The organism is Brevibacterium sp. 1718 (assembly GCF_051131255.1).
Taxonomy (GTDB): Bacteria; Actinomycetota; Actinomycetes; order Actinomycetales; family Brevibacteriaceae; genus Brevibacterium; species Brevibacterium sediminis.
Genome location: NZ_CP186550.1, coordinates 1,204,923 through 1,220,267, shown reverse-complemented (window position 1 = coordinate 1,220,267; position 15,345 = coordinate 1,204,923). Strand labels below are relative to the sequence as shown.

The window sequence follows — 15,345 nt, the reverse complement described above, 5'->3', positions numbered from 1 at the left end:
CTCAGCGGGCCTTCGCGGCCGGTTGGAACACGGCCCGCCCGTCGGAGACGACGACTTCCGTGTCCCCGGGCAGGGACAGTCGACCGCGTCTGCGGTCACAGATGAGGGCACAGAGTTCGGCGACCCGCACCGCTCCGAGGTTCTGTCCGGGAACTCCGAGTGAGATCACCCAGTCGCGCACGACGCGGCTGAGCACGGCATCGTCGAGCGCAGTGAAGACCTCCACCGGCACCGAGGCGGCTCCGCGGATCGTCTGCCCTGCTGCTTCGGCGTGGGCGTCGATGAAATCGGCGTCGGCTCGGCAGAGGTCGGCGGTGCGGGCGAGGTTCGCGGTGATCGGTTGGCCGAGTTGGGCTTCGAGTCCGGCCAGCAGCTGCCGAGCCCGGACTCGGGTGAACGCGGTGTCGGCGTTCATCGGATCGTTCCAGATCTCGATGCCCTGTGCCTGACAGGACGCTTCGGTCCGGTCTCGGTCGAGGCCGAGCAGCGGACGCATGAGGCGACCGGCCAGCGGGCTCATCCCGGCCAGGGACCGGGTGCCCGATCCGCGCATGAGGCCGAGCAGAACGGTCTCTGCCTGGTCGCTGCGCGTATGGGCCGTGAGAATCCAGTCGGCTCCGGCCGCGGCCCGAGCGGTTTCGAGGGCCGCGTAGCGGGCGGTGCGCGCCGCGGCCTCGAGGCCTTCCTCGCCGGCATCGATGCTCACCCTCATCACCTCGGCGGGTACGCCCCAGGATTCGGCGGTGACAGCAACCCGGTCGGCCACCTCGGCGGTGACGGTCTGCAGGCCGTGGTCGACGGTGACGGCACGGGCCCGGATCTCACCGCGTCGATGGAGAAATGCGGTCGCGTGGAGCAGCGCCATCGAATCCGCTCCCCCGGACACTGCGACGATGAGGCCCGGGACAGACGATTCTGCGACGGCGAGCGCTGCGCGCACGGCATTGCGGATGGCTGCGCTGGCCGGGTCGAGGGTCGGCCGCCTCGGCGACGATGCGCTGCGCGGCCCCTCAGCCGTGGACACGGTCGAGCCAGAGCTGCGGTTCGTGGATTTCGGCCGTGCACGGCAGGTTCGCGGGTTCGGCATAGATGCGGGAGAAGCCCTTCTGTCCGACCTCGCGGCGGACGGCACGGACGAACTTCGCTCCGTCGCGATATTGGGCGAGTTTGAGGTCCATTCCGAGCAGATTCGTCAGGAACCCGCCTTGGGCGGCATCGCGGCGGGCCTCGAATTTGCGGCGCAGCCGGCGCACGCTCGGGATCACACCGGCTCCGACTTCGTCCATGACGACATCGGCGTGGCCTTCGAGCAGGGACAGGATCGCGGTGGCCTCGTCGAGTGCGGTGCGCATGTTCTCGTCACGGATGAGGTCGATGATGCTGGCCTCGCCCTTGACGATGCGGCCGAGGGTGGCGAAGAGGTCGACGATCCCGCCGATCCCCGGCATCGTCAGTCGGGTCGACACGGCTCCGGAGAGCAGGGTGCGCATATGTTCGCGCAGCCAGGGCGCGGTCGCGAACTGCACTTGGTGGGTGGCTTCGTGGAGGGCCACCCACATGCGGAAGTCACGCGGATCGACGTCCATGGCCCTCTCGGCGATGAGCACGGCGGCGGCGACGAACATCAGCCGTCCCGTCTCCACGGCGAAGGGGTCGAACTGGCCGAGCACGCGAGTCGACAGGAGTGAGAGCACCCCGGCGACCTCGACGGCGCCGGCCTTCGCGGTGGCGGGGCTGACCGGGGCGGGCAGGGCCGCCTCGTCGAGCATTCCATTGACGGACTGCGCGTTGGCTTTGACCCAGCTGACCTGGTCGAGGACGAGCACGGAACCGGCGGCGAGCCGTCCGCGCACATCATCGGCGTGCTCCGGCGGCAGCAGAAACGAGTCGAGCACGAGGTCCTGGGCGGTCAGCGCATTGTCCTTCATCCCCTCGACGAGTCCGTCGAGCACACCCGGTTCGGGGACCTTCGCCGCGGAGACGAGCTCACGGGCGGTGCGGGCGGCGAAGTGCTCGTCGATGATCATCGGCAGCCGCAGTTCGCGAGGGCTGTGACGATATCGTCCACGGTCTTTCTGGCTTCCAAGATCTTGTCCTTATCAACGTCGTCGATCTGGATGGAGAATACGAGGTAGCGGCCTTCCGCGTCGAGCACTCCCCCGGCCAGGGAGGTCACGGTCGACAGCGTTCCGGTCTTCGCGTGCACCACCCCTGAGGCGTTCCTCTCGTCGAGGAATCGGTCGTGCAGGGTGCCGGTCAGTCCGCCGACGGGGAAGTAGCTGACGAGCCCGGCCAGCGAGTCATCGGCGACGACCGAGGCCTGCAGGACGGTCGTGAGATCGTGCGGGGCGATCCGGTTGTCATAGGACAGCCCCGAGGTGTCGACGAGGTGGGTGCGCCCGAGGTCGACGGATTCGCCGAGGGCCTCGAGGACCGCTTTCGGACCGTTCTCGAGGCTGCCGTCCTGCCCCTGGGCGATGGCGACCTCGTTGCCGAGCATCTCGGCGACGACGTTGTCGCTGTGCACGAGGGCGTATTCGACGATCTCGGAGATCGTCGCCGATTCCACCCGGGCGAGCTCCTGCGGGTTCTCGGACGGCGCCTCGGATTCGGACCGGTCGGTCGCCTCGGTGACGGTGATCCCGGTCTTCTTCAGCTCTTCTTCGAAGATCGAGAACGCGTCCTTGGCCGGGTGTTCGCTGCGCCCCCGCCATTCGGCGTTCTTCGACCCGACGTAGGCGGTGTCGACCATGATCGGCTGGATCGGAGTGATCACGCCCTTGGCGATATCGGACCGGGACCAGCCGGAGTCGAAGTCCTCGCCGACGTAGCGGCTCGTATCCAGGTTGAGGGCCACCTCGGTGACGTTCTGGTCTTCGAGCGCTGCTGCGGTGTCTTCGGCCAGGGTCCGCAGTCCCCCGTGCCCGTTGACCGAACCGGGATCGGAGTCTCCGGCCGACAGGAGCACATCGCCGCCGCCGGTCAGCGTCAGGGTGTTCGTGTCCGCGTCGAAGTCCGTCGTCGTCGCCAGGCGCGTCTCCCCGCCGATCGCGGACAGTGAGGCGGCCGCTGTGAGCACCTTCGTCACGGAGGCGGGAGTGCGCGGCTTCGTCTCGTCCTTCGCGTAGAGGACGTCGTCGCTGATCCCGTCGCGAACCTCGAGGCCGAAGCCCTTGACCTTCGAATCCTTGAGCACGGCGTCGATCGTCTTCGGGATCTGTGTGGGCACAGGAGCGGAATCGTCGACCGCCGAGGCGGGGGCGGGCACCTGCTGGGCGTGGGCCTGCGGAGTGGGCACGGTCTGGACCTCGACCTGGGGTTCGGTGGTCAGCACGCCGGGCAGGCCGGGCACGAGGTCGTAGGCGTCGACGGCGGCATAGGCACCGAGCGCGAGGACGATGATCCCTGCGGTGATCGCACCGCCCTTCTTCCGCCGCGAGGTCGCCTCTCTGCGGTCGCGGCGCGGGGAGCCGGAGTCCGACGGGTTCTGCGGCGCATCGGTGTCGTTCAAACGCAGGCTCTCATTCCTCGACGACCGTGAGGCGGTCGCCGTCGGTGGGCGGTGACGGGGACTTGTACCATCTATTCTAGTGATGCACCCCTAACGTGAAGGAGCACTATGGAACTGCTGGCCACAATCGAGATCCCCCAGGGGTCCCGCAACAAGTACGAAGTCGATCATGAGACCGGTCGGGTCAAGCTCGATCGCTACCTCTACACTTCGATGCAGTACCCCGCTGATTACGGCTATATCGAGGACACGCTCGGAAACGACGGCGACCCTCTCGATGTGCTCGTGCTGCTGCCCGAGCCGCTGTTCCCCGGTGTGCTCATCGACATCCGTCCCATCGGCATGTTCCAGATGGAAGACGAGGCCGGAGGCGACGACAAGGTCCTCGCCGTGCCCGCCGGAGATCCTCGCTGGGACTCCTACACCGACATCTCGGACGTGGACAAGTTCATGCTCGACTCGATCGAACACTTCTTCTCCCGGTACAAGGACCTCGAGCCCGGCAAGTACGTCAAGGGTTCGAGCTGGGCCGGCCGCGAAGCCGCCGAGGCCGAGATCAACGCCTCGATCGAGCGTTTCAAGGCCGAGGGCCACTGAGTCCCTCCCCTCTCACCGCGCTGAGAACTCAGCGCTGGTCTGCGACCGCCCGGATGATGACATCCGGGCGGTTTCGTTTTGGCCCCGGCCGGGGCCGCAGCGTGATGACCATCACGATTTCTTAGGTAAGCCTAAGGGGCAGTGTGAGCCAGGTTATGCGATTGTCGAGTCATGAAACTCGATCATGTGTCATACGCCAGTGAACCTGACGGCTATCGTGCGACCGCCGAGCGGATCGCGGAGAAGCTCGGAGTGGCTCCCTACGACGGCGGTGTGCATCCTCGATTCGGCACCAGAAACCTCATCTTCCCCCTAGCGAACGGCCATTACCTCGAAGTCGTGGAAGCCTTGGAGCATCCGGCCGCTCTCTCGACGCCCTTCGGTCAGGCGGTCCGGGCTCGTTCCGAGCTCGGCGGTGGCTGGATGGGCTGGTGCGTCTCGGTCGACGATCTCACCGCAGTCGAAACTCGCCTCGAGCGCAAGGCTGTCGATGGAAACCGCACGCCGGAGTCCGGTTTGGAACTTCGGTGGCTGCAGATCGGTGTCAAGGGGCTCATCGCCGATCCCCAGCTGCCGTTCTTCATCAAGTGGTCCGCCGACTCCTCGCAGCACCCGTCGACGTACAAGACGAATGAGGGCGTCGACATCGACACCCTGCAGATCGCCGGGGACCGCGATCGTCTCCGCGATTGGCTGGGCACTCAGGATGCCAAGCCGATCTCTGAGATCAACATCGACTGGTCCGCACCACACGGGACGCCGGGCATCATGTCGGTGAGCTTCAACACGGAGAACGGCCCCGTCACCATCTGAGCACATCAGCGTCCGCATACTCTGCGGAGTCGAAGAAGGCCAGAGGCAGTGTCGCCTCTGGCCTTCTTCAGCTTATGGTCCTGGAGTCATAAGTCGCCCTGGAACTCCGTCGGCGAGTCCTGCTCGCTTTCCGTCCCGTCTGCGTTCTTCCGACGCAGATGAGCGGCTGTGGCCATCGCACCGCCGACGGCGAGGAGACCTGCTCCGCCGCCGAGCAGCGGCAGAGTGCTGTCAGTACCGGTCCACGGCAGTTCACCGCCGTCCGACCCGGACCCGCCTGAACCGGACCCGCCTGAACCCGAGCCGCCGTTCGAAGAACCGCCGCCCGAGCCGGATCCGCCGGAGCCGCCTGAACCTGAGCCGCCGTCGCTTCCGGCGCTCGCGGCCGCACCAGCTGCCGCGGCATCCTTCGCACCGTCCTGCGACCCGGCAGTCGATCCGGAGCTGTCGGCGTCCGTTCCGGTCCTGTCGCCCTTGGCATCGGTGTCCTCACCCGTTCCGGCACCATCTGAGCTGCCGTTCTCGTCCGAGTCCTTCGCCCCTTCATCTGTGCCGTCGGCGTCGGAGTCCTGGTCCTTCGGCGGTTCAGTCGGGTCCGGTGCCGATCCGCCGTCGCCCTTGATGACCTGCACGACCGTGGGCCGCGGCATCGCGGCCACTCCCTTGTCGACATCGGTCGCGTCGACATAATCGGGGAACTGCGAGTGCTGATCGGCATAGGAGCCGTCCTCACCTGGGTGCTGGACCGCAACGAAAGCTGACTCATATTCATCGTGGACGAGTGGTCCGCAGACCTCGGCTTCGCGAGGCACGGACAGGAACTGTTCGACCCGGCCGCGCTGGTCACCGTCGATCGTGACCTTGAACAGCCCGTCGCAATAGCCGATGCCGTCGGGAGCACCGTCGGTGGAGATCCACAGGTTTCCGGCGGTGTCGAAGGCGACATTGTCCGGGCAGGAGATCGGTGAGACCTGATCGGCGGGGAAGCCGGAGAAGTAGGTGGCGTCGCCCTGCTTCGGGTCTCCGCAGACCAACAGCAGCGTCCAATCGAATTCGGTGCCCGTATGGTCGCCGGAGCGCTCGGTGATCTCGACGATGTGCCCGTCGCGGTTCTCCGTGCGCGGATTGGCCTCATCTGCGGCGGCCTTCCCGTCGGTGCCGCGGTCAGAGTTGTTCGTGCAGGCGACGTAGATGCGGCCGTTGACCGGGTTCGGTTCGACGTCTTCGCAGCGGTCCATCTTCGTCGGTCCGACCTTGTCGGCGGCCAGGCGGGTGTTGACGAGGACCTCTTCGACGGAGAATCCGGACACCTGCGACTTGCCGTCCTTGACCAGCGGAAGCCACTGTCCGCTGCCGTCGAACTCGCCGTCGGCGGGCACCTCACCGCTGCCGTCGATCTCGGACTTCGGTGAGTTACCGGTGAACTTCGCGACGTAGAGGTCGCCGTCGGTCAGCAGCGTCTTGTTGTGTTCGCGATCGCCCTCGACGTAAGTGTCCTTCGAGACGAACTTGTAGAGGTAGTCGAACTTCTCATCGTCTCCCATATAGGCCACGGCGTGGCCCGAATCGGAGATCGTGATGTTCGCCCCTTCGTGTTTGAAGCGGCCCATGTTCGTGTGCTTATGAGGGGTGGATTTCGGGTCCCAGGGGTCGACTTCGACGATCCAGCCGAAGCGATTCGCTTCGTTCGCGTAGCCCGGGTTGTTCGTATCGAATCGGTCGACATCGGCTTCCCACCCGTTGGCCGAGTCTTCGCTGTCGAGACCGTAGCGCTTATCGGCCGCCGAGGTGCCCTGCGCCTTGAAGTACGAGTTGAAGTTCTCCTCACCGGACACCAGAGTGCCCCAGGGCGTGAGCCCGCCCGAGCAGTTGCCGAGAGTGCCCTGCGCCTTGTCACCGTTCGGGTAGTCCTTCGTCCGCAGCAGATCGGAACCGGCGGCGGGACCGGTGAACTCGTATTCGGTGTCGATGAGGAACCGGCGGTTCTTCTTTCCGTTGACATCGATCGTCCACGTCGACTTCTCGTCCGTGCGGATGAGTTCGGCAACGGTCAGTCCGTGGGCTTCGCGGCTGATCGCCCGCTGATCGGCTCCGTCCATGTCCTCGGGGTACATGATGGCGTCGTTCGTGTATTCCTGGTTGGCGAAGAGCACGGCCCGGTTGGAGTCATCGGGGTCGATCTGGATGGACAGGAAGTCGTTGTTGTAGCCGAACTGGCGGCGCTGCGCCTCTGGGCTCTGATTCTCCGGGTCGAATTTCGGAGAGTCGGGGAACAAGGGGTCTCCCCAGCGGACGATCGGATGCCAGGAGTAGCCTTCGGGGACGACGAATTCGTCGACCTCATGCTGGACCGGGTCGATGGCGGTGAAGGCCAGACTGCCTGCGGTGGCTGCGGCGGCAGAGCGTGCGGTCGGACTCGGTGCGGTGGTCACTGCGATGGCCAAGGCACCTGCAGCCGAGGCACCGAGAACCGCGCGACGGCTGAGCTTCGCATTGACGATATCGCGGAAATACCCATTTGCCGATGTGTTGCAGGTGGCCTTGAGGCAGGCGTTGTCGCACTTCAGTGCGCACGTGACGGGGCTGCGCTTGCCACGCACATGGTCGGCCATCGGCAGAAAGGTTCGCATCGATTCTCTCCTTGTATCGGGTATCTTCCCAGTCCGGGGCCCACCCGGTACAGAGGGCGGAACCGGAAGGACTCACCCGATCGAGACTGTCACCGGCAAGCGGCCCTGGAACTACCCGTCGGTGAATCGGAGGTGAACCCGGAGGGAGGAATGAGTGTCCCGTTCGCCTGTCCCGACCTCGCCTGCAGCACTCAGCCGAAGTCGACGAGGGCGAGCACTCCCGGGGCGAGGAATCCGACGGCGTCGATGATGACATGCGCCCACACCAACGGCATGAGTCTGCCCTTGCGCAGGAAGTACCAGCCGAAGATGATGCCCATGACGACGTTGCCGATGAACGGGCCGATGCCCTGGTAGAGGTGGTAGCTGGCGCGGAACATCGCCAGGGAGATGATGATCGGCCAGGGCCCGAAGCCCAGCTGCCGCAGTCGCAGCGCCCCGAAGCCGAAGATGAGCACCTCTTCGAGGATTCCGTTCTTCGCGGCCGAGAGCAGCAGCACGGGAATCGTCCACCAATGGTCGCCGAGGTTGGACGGCTGGATCTCGGCAGTGATCCCCAGTGCCCTGCCGCCCGCGTACACCCCGAGGGTGCCGATGCCGATCACGAGGAAGATGAGTACACCGTGACCGAGGTCGCGCAGTCGGTGCCCGTCGACTCCGAGCCTGATCGGCAGCGGCAGGGCCGGTCGGTCTCGACTGAGCAGGTAGATCGCGAGGGCGACGGGCACGAGGGTGAAGCCGATGTCGAGAAGCTGGTAGATCAGGTCGAAGGCCGGCCGGGGCGAGATCGAGGTGTTGAGCTTGGCCTGGGCGTCGCTGATCGGTCCGCGCGTGGCGATGTCTGCCAGACGGACGATCGCATAGACGGATGCCTGCCCCAGGGACAGGGCCGCAATGAGACCGAGCTCGAACCACAGGCGCTTTCTCTCCTGTGGTTCGAGCTCGGTCGTCATGGACTCAACTCTAGCCGGGACGGGTCAGTGTTTGGGTTCGCCGTCCCCGTCATCACGACGCGGCTGCTGGCTGCGCAGGGTGAAGTCCGTTCCCGGCCCATCGCCCCGGATCCCGTCGTAGTCGCGTCCGTAGCTGCCGGTCGGTTCGTCGTCGCGGCGGTCACCGAGGCGGTCGGCGTCCGTCGACCCACCCGACGTCGAGGCGGCTCTGCCCGAATCCGCGGACGTCGAGTCCGCGGTCGGTGCGGTCGCCACGGTGGGGACCTCCCCTTCTGCCTGCGCCAGGGTGTCGTCGGAACCGACGGCAGCGGCCCCGGCACCGGCTGGCACAGCGGCGGTCTCCCGCTCATGTGCCCGTGCCTCGGCGGCATCGAGGACCTCGCCGCGAGCCATGTTCTTCACGTACTTCTTCTCGGCTCGGCGTTCCTTGACCCCTTCGAGCAGCAGGTAGAGCACGGGCACGAGGATGAGCGTGAGCAGCGTCGAGCTGACCAGTCCGCCGATGACGACGATCGCCAGCGGCTTCGAGATGAACACTCCCCCGCCGGTGAGCCCGAGGGCCATCGGCAGCAGAGCGAAGATCGTGGCGGCCGCAGTCATGAGGATCGGACGGTAACGCAACCTGGCACCGTGGACGATGGCCGTACGCAGATCGACCCCGCGGATTCGGAAGTGGTTGATGAGGTCGATGAGCACGATCGCATTCGTCACCACGATGCCGATGAGCATGAGCAGACCGATCATCGACGTCAGCCCCAGCGGGGTGTCGGTGATGAGCGAGAGCGCAACCGAACCGGTGGCTGCGAACGGGATCGAGACCAGCAGGATCAGCGGCTGCAGCAGCGACTTGAACGTGGCGACCATGATGACGAACACGATGAGGATCGCCGCGAGCATCGCCAGCCCCAACTGCGAGAACGCTTCGTTCTGCTCCTGGGTGGCACCGCCGGTGTCGACGGACACCGTATCCGGCAGGTCCACCTCGTCGAGGGCGGACTGGACCTCGGTCGACACGGCTCCGAGGTCATCGCCTTCCGGAGTCACGGACACGGTGGTCGAACGCTGCGAATCCGTGTGGCGGATCGTCGGTGCGGTCTTGACCTCCGTGACGTCGGCGACCTCATCGAGTTCGATGAAGCGCGGCTCCGAGGTCACAGGAGCACCAGCATTCGGATCGCCGCCTGTCGCACCGGCACCACCGGCCGCACCACCAGCACCGCCTGCGCCGCCGGCACCGCCAGCGCCTCCGGCACCACCAGCGTCACCCGAACCTCCGGCACCACCGGCCGCGCCGGCGTCACCTGAGCCACCGGCACCTCCGGCCGCACCACCGGCGCCGCCTGCCGCACCTGCGCCGGCTCCTCCGGCGGGAGCCGTCTCTTCCGGCTTGCCCGGGATCTTGAGTTCGCGCAGCTTCTCCACGGTGTCGGCATTGCGATCGAAGAGCAGCACCGAATGGGAGACATCGTCGATGACGACCTCACCGATCTGCTGGCCATGCATGGCACGCTGCACATACTGGCCGATGGCCGCCTCGGTGAGGTTCTCCTCTGCGGCCTTCTCATGATCGACCTTGACTTCGATCACGGGCTGGACCGCGGCGGTATCGCTCGTCACCGACTGCGCCGACGATACGCCCTCGAGCTTGTCGCTGACCTTGTTCGTCGCGTCCTCGAGTTCTTCGGGATCGGTGGCCGTGAGTGTGACGTCGATGGTCTGCGCACCCGGGGTCGAGCTCTGGCTTGCCACCTCGACGTCGCCGGCGCCCTTGAGGCCGTCGAACTGCTTCTGCAGATCTGCGGAGATCGACTGCGCCGAGACTCCGGACTTCGTGTTGACGATATAGGTGCCCGTCAGCGACGAATCGTCGGTGAAGCCGAACGACGTGCCGCCGAGCGACAACTGGTAGTTGTCGACATCGGATTCGTCGGCGAGGATGTCCTCGACCTTCTTCGCCTGTTCCGAGGCCTCATCGAGGTCGGTGCCCGGGTCGAAGGTCTGCGAGATCTGCAGTGAGTCCTGCCCGGTGTCGCCGAAGAGCTCTGTCTTCAGCTGTGGGATCATCGCTCCGGTGCCTGCGAGCACGAGCACGGCGATGAGGATCATGATGATCGGGTGCTTCGTCGAGAACCCGATGGCCGGCATATATGTCTTCTGCAGTCGCGTCACCGGCGAATGCATTCCGGCGAGCTCGTCGACCGCTTCCGTTCCGTCATCAGTTTCGCCGTAGCGCGGTCCGCCCGCTGCCACTCCGGTCGCATCGGTTCGAGTCGTGGCACCGGCCTGTGCGGAGGCATCAGCGCGCGGGAACGATTCAACACTGTCTCGAGGACCGGTGTCCTCGGCTTCGGCACCGGCAGCGACGAGGTCGCGCTTCCTGTCGGCCTTCTTCGCTTCCTTCTTCTCTGCCCGCCACTGCGACAGCATCGACTTGCGGCTGCGACGGATCTCCGCCTTCTCCGCACGGGTGAGCTTGACCTTCGCTTCACGCTGACGCAGGAACCAGTACGCGAGGACGGGCACGATCGTCAGTGCCACGAACAGGGACGAGAGCAGGGCGATGGTCGCAGTCAGGGCGAAGGGCCGGAACATCTCTCCGGTCTGCCCGGTCACGAATGCCAGCGGTAGGAACACGGCCACCGTGGTCAGCGTCGATGCGGTGATGGCACCGGCCACTTCGGAGACGGCGGCGAGGATGTTCGAGAACTTGTCGCCGCCGGAGGCGTGGCGTCTGCGGATCGCCTCGATGACGACGATGGAGTCGTCGACGACGCGGCCGACGGAGATCGTCAGCGCACCGAGGGTGAGCATGTTGAGGGTCTCCCCGCCCATCCACAGCCCGATCATGGCGATGAGGAGGGAGAGCGGGATGGAGATGGCGGTGATGATCGTCGCCCGCACCGAGAGCAGGAAGACGAGGATGACGAGGACCGCGAAGATCAGGCCCAGCCCACCCTCGTTGAGCAGGTCGTGTATGGACTGTTCGATGAACGGGGCCTGGTCGAACGCGGAGACGAACTCCGTGTTGTCACCCATCATCTTCTCGAGTTCGGGCAGCTTGTCGGCCACCGCGTGAGAGACGTCGACGGTGTTCGCGTCGGATTCCTTCATCACCGACACGGACAGCGAGGGTTCGCCGTTGGTGCGCGAGATCGACTCGATCGGCTCGTCGACGAGTTTGACGTCGGCGACGTCGGAGATCTGGATCGGTCCGTCCTTGCCGGAGATGACGAGGTCTTTGATCGCATCGATCGAGCGGATGCGGGTGCCGACCTCGACCGGGGCCGCGCCGTCGTCGCCCTTGAGCTCACCGGCCGAGGTGGGCACACCGTTGGACTGGAGGATTCCGGCCACCTCGTCGAGGTTGGCTCCTTCGTCCTCGAGGTCGTCGCGGCGGATGCTGATCTCGACCTGTTTGGTCTTCGCTCCGGCGATCTGGACCTGGGAGACGCCGTCGACCTTCTTCAGCTCCGGTTCGACGATGTCTTCGAGATTCGCCGCCAGCTGGTCTTCATCGGCATCCGAGGTCACGGACAGGGCGAGCACCGGAATATCATCGGTGCCCATCATCATGACGTTCGGTTCGACCCCGTCGGGCAGGGTCGGCTGCACCTGGGAGACGGCGCGCTGCAGGGCACGGACGACGTCATCGGAGTCGTCGCCGTACTTCGTGCTCACGGTGATCTGCGAACTGCCCGCTGAGGAGGTCGAGGTCATGTCCTCGACCTCGGGCAGTGCGGTCAGCGCCCCTTCGAGTGGGTCGGTGACTTCGGATTCGACGGCCTCGGGGGTGGCTCCCTCGTAGGAGGCGGTGACCGTGGCCTGTGGGTTGTCGAGGGACGGGAAGAGCTCTTGCTTGAGAGCACCGGCACCGATGACGCCGAAGATGATGGCGACAACGGAGATGAGCGCGATGAGCGCCCGGTTCTTCAGACTCAGCCGGGTCAGGAAACTCACGAGGGGGACTTTCTTTGTCGTAGACAGGGCGACGACGCAGAACGCCGACTCAACCAACCATCCTAGTGAGTGTCCCCTGAACCGCACATGAGGAAAACCTGACTTTTCGGAATCAGAATCCCGACGCGTCGCGTTTCGTGCGACAGCTCGGTGAACCGGCAACAGCTCGGTCCGTGCACCGAGCTGTTGCCGGTGCGCCGAGCTGTCGGCAGGCTATTGAACGCCGGCCGGTCGGCGGGGACGGGTCTCACGGCCGAAGAACCACAGGCCTGCGGCAATGATGCCGAGGACACCGGTGAGCAGGAACGCCCACGAGTAGTCGAAGTGATCGACGACGGCTCCGGCGATGATCGGGCCGAGGATGGCTCCGCCGTCGAGGGCCATCTGGTAGCGGGCGAGCACTCGGCCGCCCTTGCGGTCGCGGCCGATGACGTCGGCGACGGTGGCCTGCTGAGCGGGGTTGGCCAGGCCGGAGCCGATCCCGGCGATGATGGAGAAGACGAAGAACAGCCAGATCGAATCGATGAAGGCCAGCGCCGCGGTGGTCACGCCGAGGACGAACAGGCCCCATTGGATGAAGGGTTTGCGCCCGACGGTGTCGGCAAAGCGTCCGACCACCGTCACGGCCGAGGCATTGCCGATGGCGAACATGGTCAGCGCCAGTCCGGCCACTGCGGTATCGGCCTTAAGGGCCTGGATGGCGAAGAGCGGGTAGATGGCCACGCGGATGCCCATCGCCGACCAGCCTTGGACAAAGGCGGAGATGAGCGCCGACCGGTAGGCCGAATCCTTCCAGGCTTCCCGGAAGGACATGACTTCCTGCTGCTGCTTGTCCTTCTCCGCTTCCAGCCGGGCACGCCCGGATTTCGTCGAGGAGCCGAAGGATGCGGTGGAGGCGAGGAAGACGCGGACGACGATGGCGGCGATGAGCAGACCGACAGCATAGATGATGAACGGAATGCGCATCCCCCATCCGGCCATGGCACCGCCGAGGACGGGTCCGGCGATATTGCCGACGAGGAATGCGGTCGCATACGTCGACGATGCCTTCGCGCGGGCGTCGATCGGGGCGAGGCGGACGATGAGCGCCATCGCGGAGACGCTGAACATCGTCGAGCCGATGCCGCCGAGTCCGCGGAAGATCAGCAGCTGCCAGTAGTTCTGAGCGAAGGCGACGGCCGCGGTGGAGGCTGCGACGATGAGGAGACCGGTGATGTAGATGCGGCGTTCGCCGAAGGCATCGACGAGGCGCCCGGATGAGGGTGAGAACACGAACCGGAAGAATGCGAACGAGGAGACGACGATGGTTGCGGCGGTGACCCCGAAGTCGAAGCTCGCCGCGAACTGCGGCAGGACGGGTGCGATGATTCCGTAGCCCAGGGCAACGATGAAGGCCGCTGCCACGAGGACATAGATCTCCTTGGGCAGGCGGCGCGTTTCCGGAGTGTCGGTGCCGGGAGTGCTCACAGGGTATCGAGGAACTGTTCGGGCTTCGGCAGGGGGCGAGTGCTCGTGGTCAGGCGCTGTCGGTAGCGTTCGGGGACGGCTCCGATGTAGAACCAGCCCATGAGCAGTTCATGATCGTTCAGGCGGTGGAGGCGGCGGACCGGTTCGGTGTTCGTCAGGGTTCCCGAGCGCCACATGACTCCCCAGCCGGCTTGCCACAGGGCGAGTTCGAGCAGGTGGCCGGCACCAGCGGCGGTCGCGTGCTGCTCCCATTCGGGAACCTTGTCATGTTCGACCGGTGAGGAGACGAGGGCGAGCAGAAGTTCGGCCCGCAGCGGCTTCGTATTGGTCTCGCCGGGTTTGCGGACGACGCCGGCGGCTTCGTCGAGGGCGTCGCCGAGGCGGTGCCGGTCGTCTCCGCGGATGATGAGGAAGCGCCAGGGGCGCAGTGACTTGTGGTCAGCGACCGAGGAGATCGATCGGATGATCTCGAGCAGGTCGGAGTCGTTCGGGGTCTCCGGGTCGACCTTTGAGATCGACCGTCGGGTGCTCAGGGCGTGGAGGACGGGATCGGCGACGATGTCGATCGACGCGGGCGCTGAGTAGTCGGGACCGCGTCGGGTGGGCGTCACGGCTGAGGTGCGGTCCGTCGCTGAGGCGGCAGTTGCCTCGGCGGGGTGAGCCCCGTCCCACGGCGACGGTTCGGCCTGTGCACCCTGGAGGTTCTGGGCTTCCTGCGCGGCCAAGCTCTTCGCCCATGGCCCGGTGTTGCCGTCGAGGAAGTGGGCACGGACGCGATCTTTCGTCACCTCGCATGCCTTGCTCGCGTCCCCCGACCGTTTGCGGTCCTTGTGTTTGGACTTCTTGCATCTGTCCTTTTTGTGACTGCCCATCAGCTCACCCATTCGGCGAAGGCGGTGCGGGCCTTGTGCAGTTTCGGGTCGATGATGACACGGCAGTAGCCGTTGTCCGGGTTCGCGGTGTAGAAGTCCTGGTGGACCGCCTCGGCGGGATAGAAGGTACCGAGAGGTTCGAGGGTGGTGACGATCGGATCGTCGAACAGGTTCTGCGCGGATTCGATGGCCTCGGCGAAGTGCTGCTTCTCGGTCTCGTCGCGATAGAACATGGCCGACCGGTACTGGGTGCCGACGTCGTAGCCCTGGCGGTTCAGGCTCGTGGGGTCGTGGCCGGTGAAGAACAGGCCGAGGATGACGTCTTCGGGAACGATGTCGGCGTCGAAGGTCACCTGCAGGGCTTCGGCATGGCCGGTCATCCCGGAGCAGACCTCACGGTATCCGGGGTTGTCGGTGTGTCCGCCGGTGTAGCCGGAGATCACTTCTCTCACGCCGGTGGTCCGCTGGTAGACGGCGTCGAGGCACCAGAAGCAGCCGGCGCCGAGGGTGAGGGTACGAAGATCGCTCATGCAACGTATAACGAT

The 15,345-nt window shown here is 65.7% G+C and carries 11 protein-coding genes; 2 read left to right on the top strand and 9 right to left on the bottom strand.

What is annotated here, in order from left to right; all coding sequences use genetic code 11:
• Position 1 precedes the first annotated feature (1 nt).
• The 3 genes from tilS to dacB are packed head-to-tail and all read right to left on the bottom strand — an operon-like array spanning position 2 to position 3,511.
• On the bottom strand, positions 2-1,024 hold the full coding sequence (gene tilS / locus ACOZ9V_RS05270; RefSeq protein WP_229663997.1) for a tRNA lysidine(34) synthetase TilS: 1,023 nt from the start codon (positions 1,022-1,024) through the stop codon (positions 2-4).
• Positions 1,011-2,027 (bottom strand): zinc-dependent metalloprotease, encoded by a 1,017-nt coding sequence (locus tag ACOZ9V_RS05265; RefSeq protein ID WP_434594274.1) that lies wholly within the window; start codon positions 2,025-2,027, stop codon positions 1,011-1,013. The genes tilS and ACOZ9V_RS05265 overlap by 14 nt, the downstream gene beginning before the upstream one ends.
• A complete protein-coding gene (gene dacB / locus ACOZ9V_RS05260; RefSeq protein ID WP_434594271.1) occupies positions 2,024-3,511 on the bottom strand; it encodes a D-alanyl-D-alanine carboxypeptidase/D-alanyl-D-alanine endopeptidase in 1,488 nt (495 codons plus the stop codon). The genes ACOZ9V_RS05265 and dacB overlap by 4 nt, the downstream gene beginning before the upstream one ends.
• 108 nt (positions 3,512-3,619) lie before the next feature.
• On the opposite strand from dacB, the gene ACOZ9V_RS05255 reads away from it, so the two are divergent.
• Positions 3,620-4,108: an inorganic diphosphatase gene (locus tag ACOZ9V_RS05255; protein WP_101545791.1), complete on the top strand. Its 489-nt coding sequence runs from the start codon at positions 3,620-3,622 to the stop codon at positions 4,106-4,108.
• 171 nt (positions 4,109-4,279) lie between these two features.
• Positions 4,280-4,921, top strand: coding sequence for a VOC family protein (locus ACOZ9V_RS05250; protein ID WP_101545790.1), 642 nt, complete (start codon positions 4,280-4,282; stop codon positions 4,919-4,921).
• Between the two features lie 86 nt (positions 4,922-5,007).
• On the opposite strand, the gene ACOZ9V_RS05245 is transcribed toward ACOZ9V_RS05250, so the two are convergent.
• From ACOZ9V_RS05245 to msrA, 6 genes are all read right to left on the bottom strand, one after another.
• Positions 5,008-7,551, bottom strand: coding sequence for a PhoX family protein (locus ACOZ9V_RS05245; RefSeq protein WP_181270902.1), 2,544 nt, complete (start codon positions 7,549-7,551; stop codon positions 5,008-5,010).
• 191 nt (positions 7,552-7,742) lie between these two features.
• Entirely contained in the window at positions 7,743-8,504 is a 762-nt protein-coding gene (locus ACOZ9V_RS05240) for a CPBP family intramembrane glutamic endopeptidase (RefSeq protein WP_139468666.1), read from the bottom strand.
• A 24-nt stretch (positions 8,505-8,528) separates the two neighbouring features.
• On the bottom strand, positions 8,529-12,461 hold the full coding sequence (locus tag ACOZ9V_RS05235; protein ID WP_434594264.1) for an efflux RND transporter permease subunit: 3,933 nt from the start codon (positions 12,459-12,461) through the stop codon (positions 8,529-8,531).
• Between the two features lie 213 nt (positions 12,462-12,674).
• Positions 12,675-13,928 (bottom strand): MFS transporter, encoded by a 1,254-nt coding sequence (locus ACOZ9V_RS05230; RefSeq protein WP_172173836.1) that lies wholly within the window; start codon positions 13,926-13,928, stop codon positions 12,675-12,677.
• A complete protein-coding gene (locus ACOZ9V_RS05225; RefSeq protein WP_434594261.1) occupies positions 13,925-14,716 on the bottom strand; it encodes a nitroreductase family protein in 792 nt (263 codons plus the stop codon). The genes ACOZ9V_RS05230 and ACOZ9V_RS05225 overlap by 4 nt, the downstream gene beginning before the upstream one ends.
• A gap of 83 nt (positions 14,717-14,799) precedes the next feature.
• The gene (gene msrA / locus ACOZ9V_RS05220; RefSeq protein ID WP_139468669.1) at positions 14,800-15,330 is read right to left on the bottom strand and encodes a peptide-methionine (S)-S-oxide reductase MsrA; all 531 of its coding nucleotides are present in this window, start codon (positions 15,328-15,330) and stop codon (positions 14,800-14,802) included.
• Between the last annotated feature and the right edge of the window lie 15 nt (positions 15,331-15,345).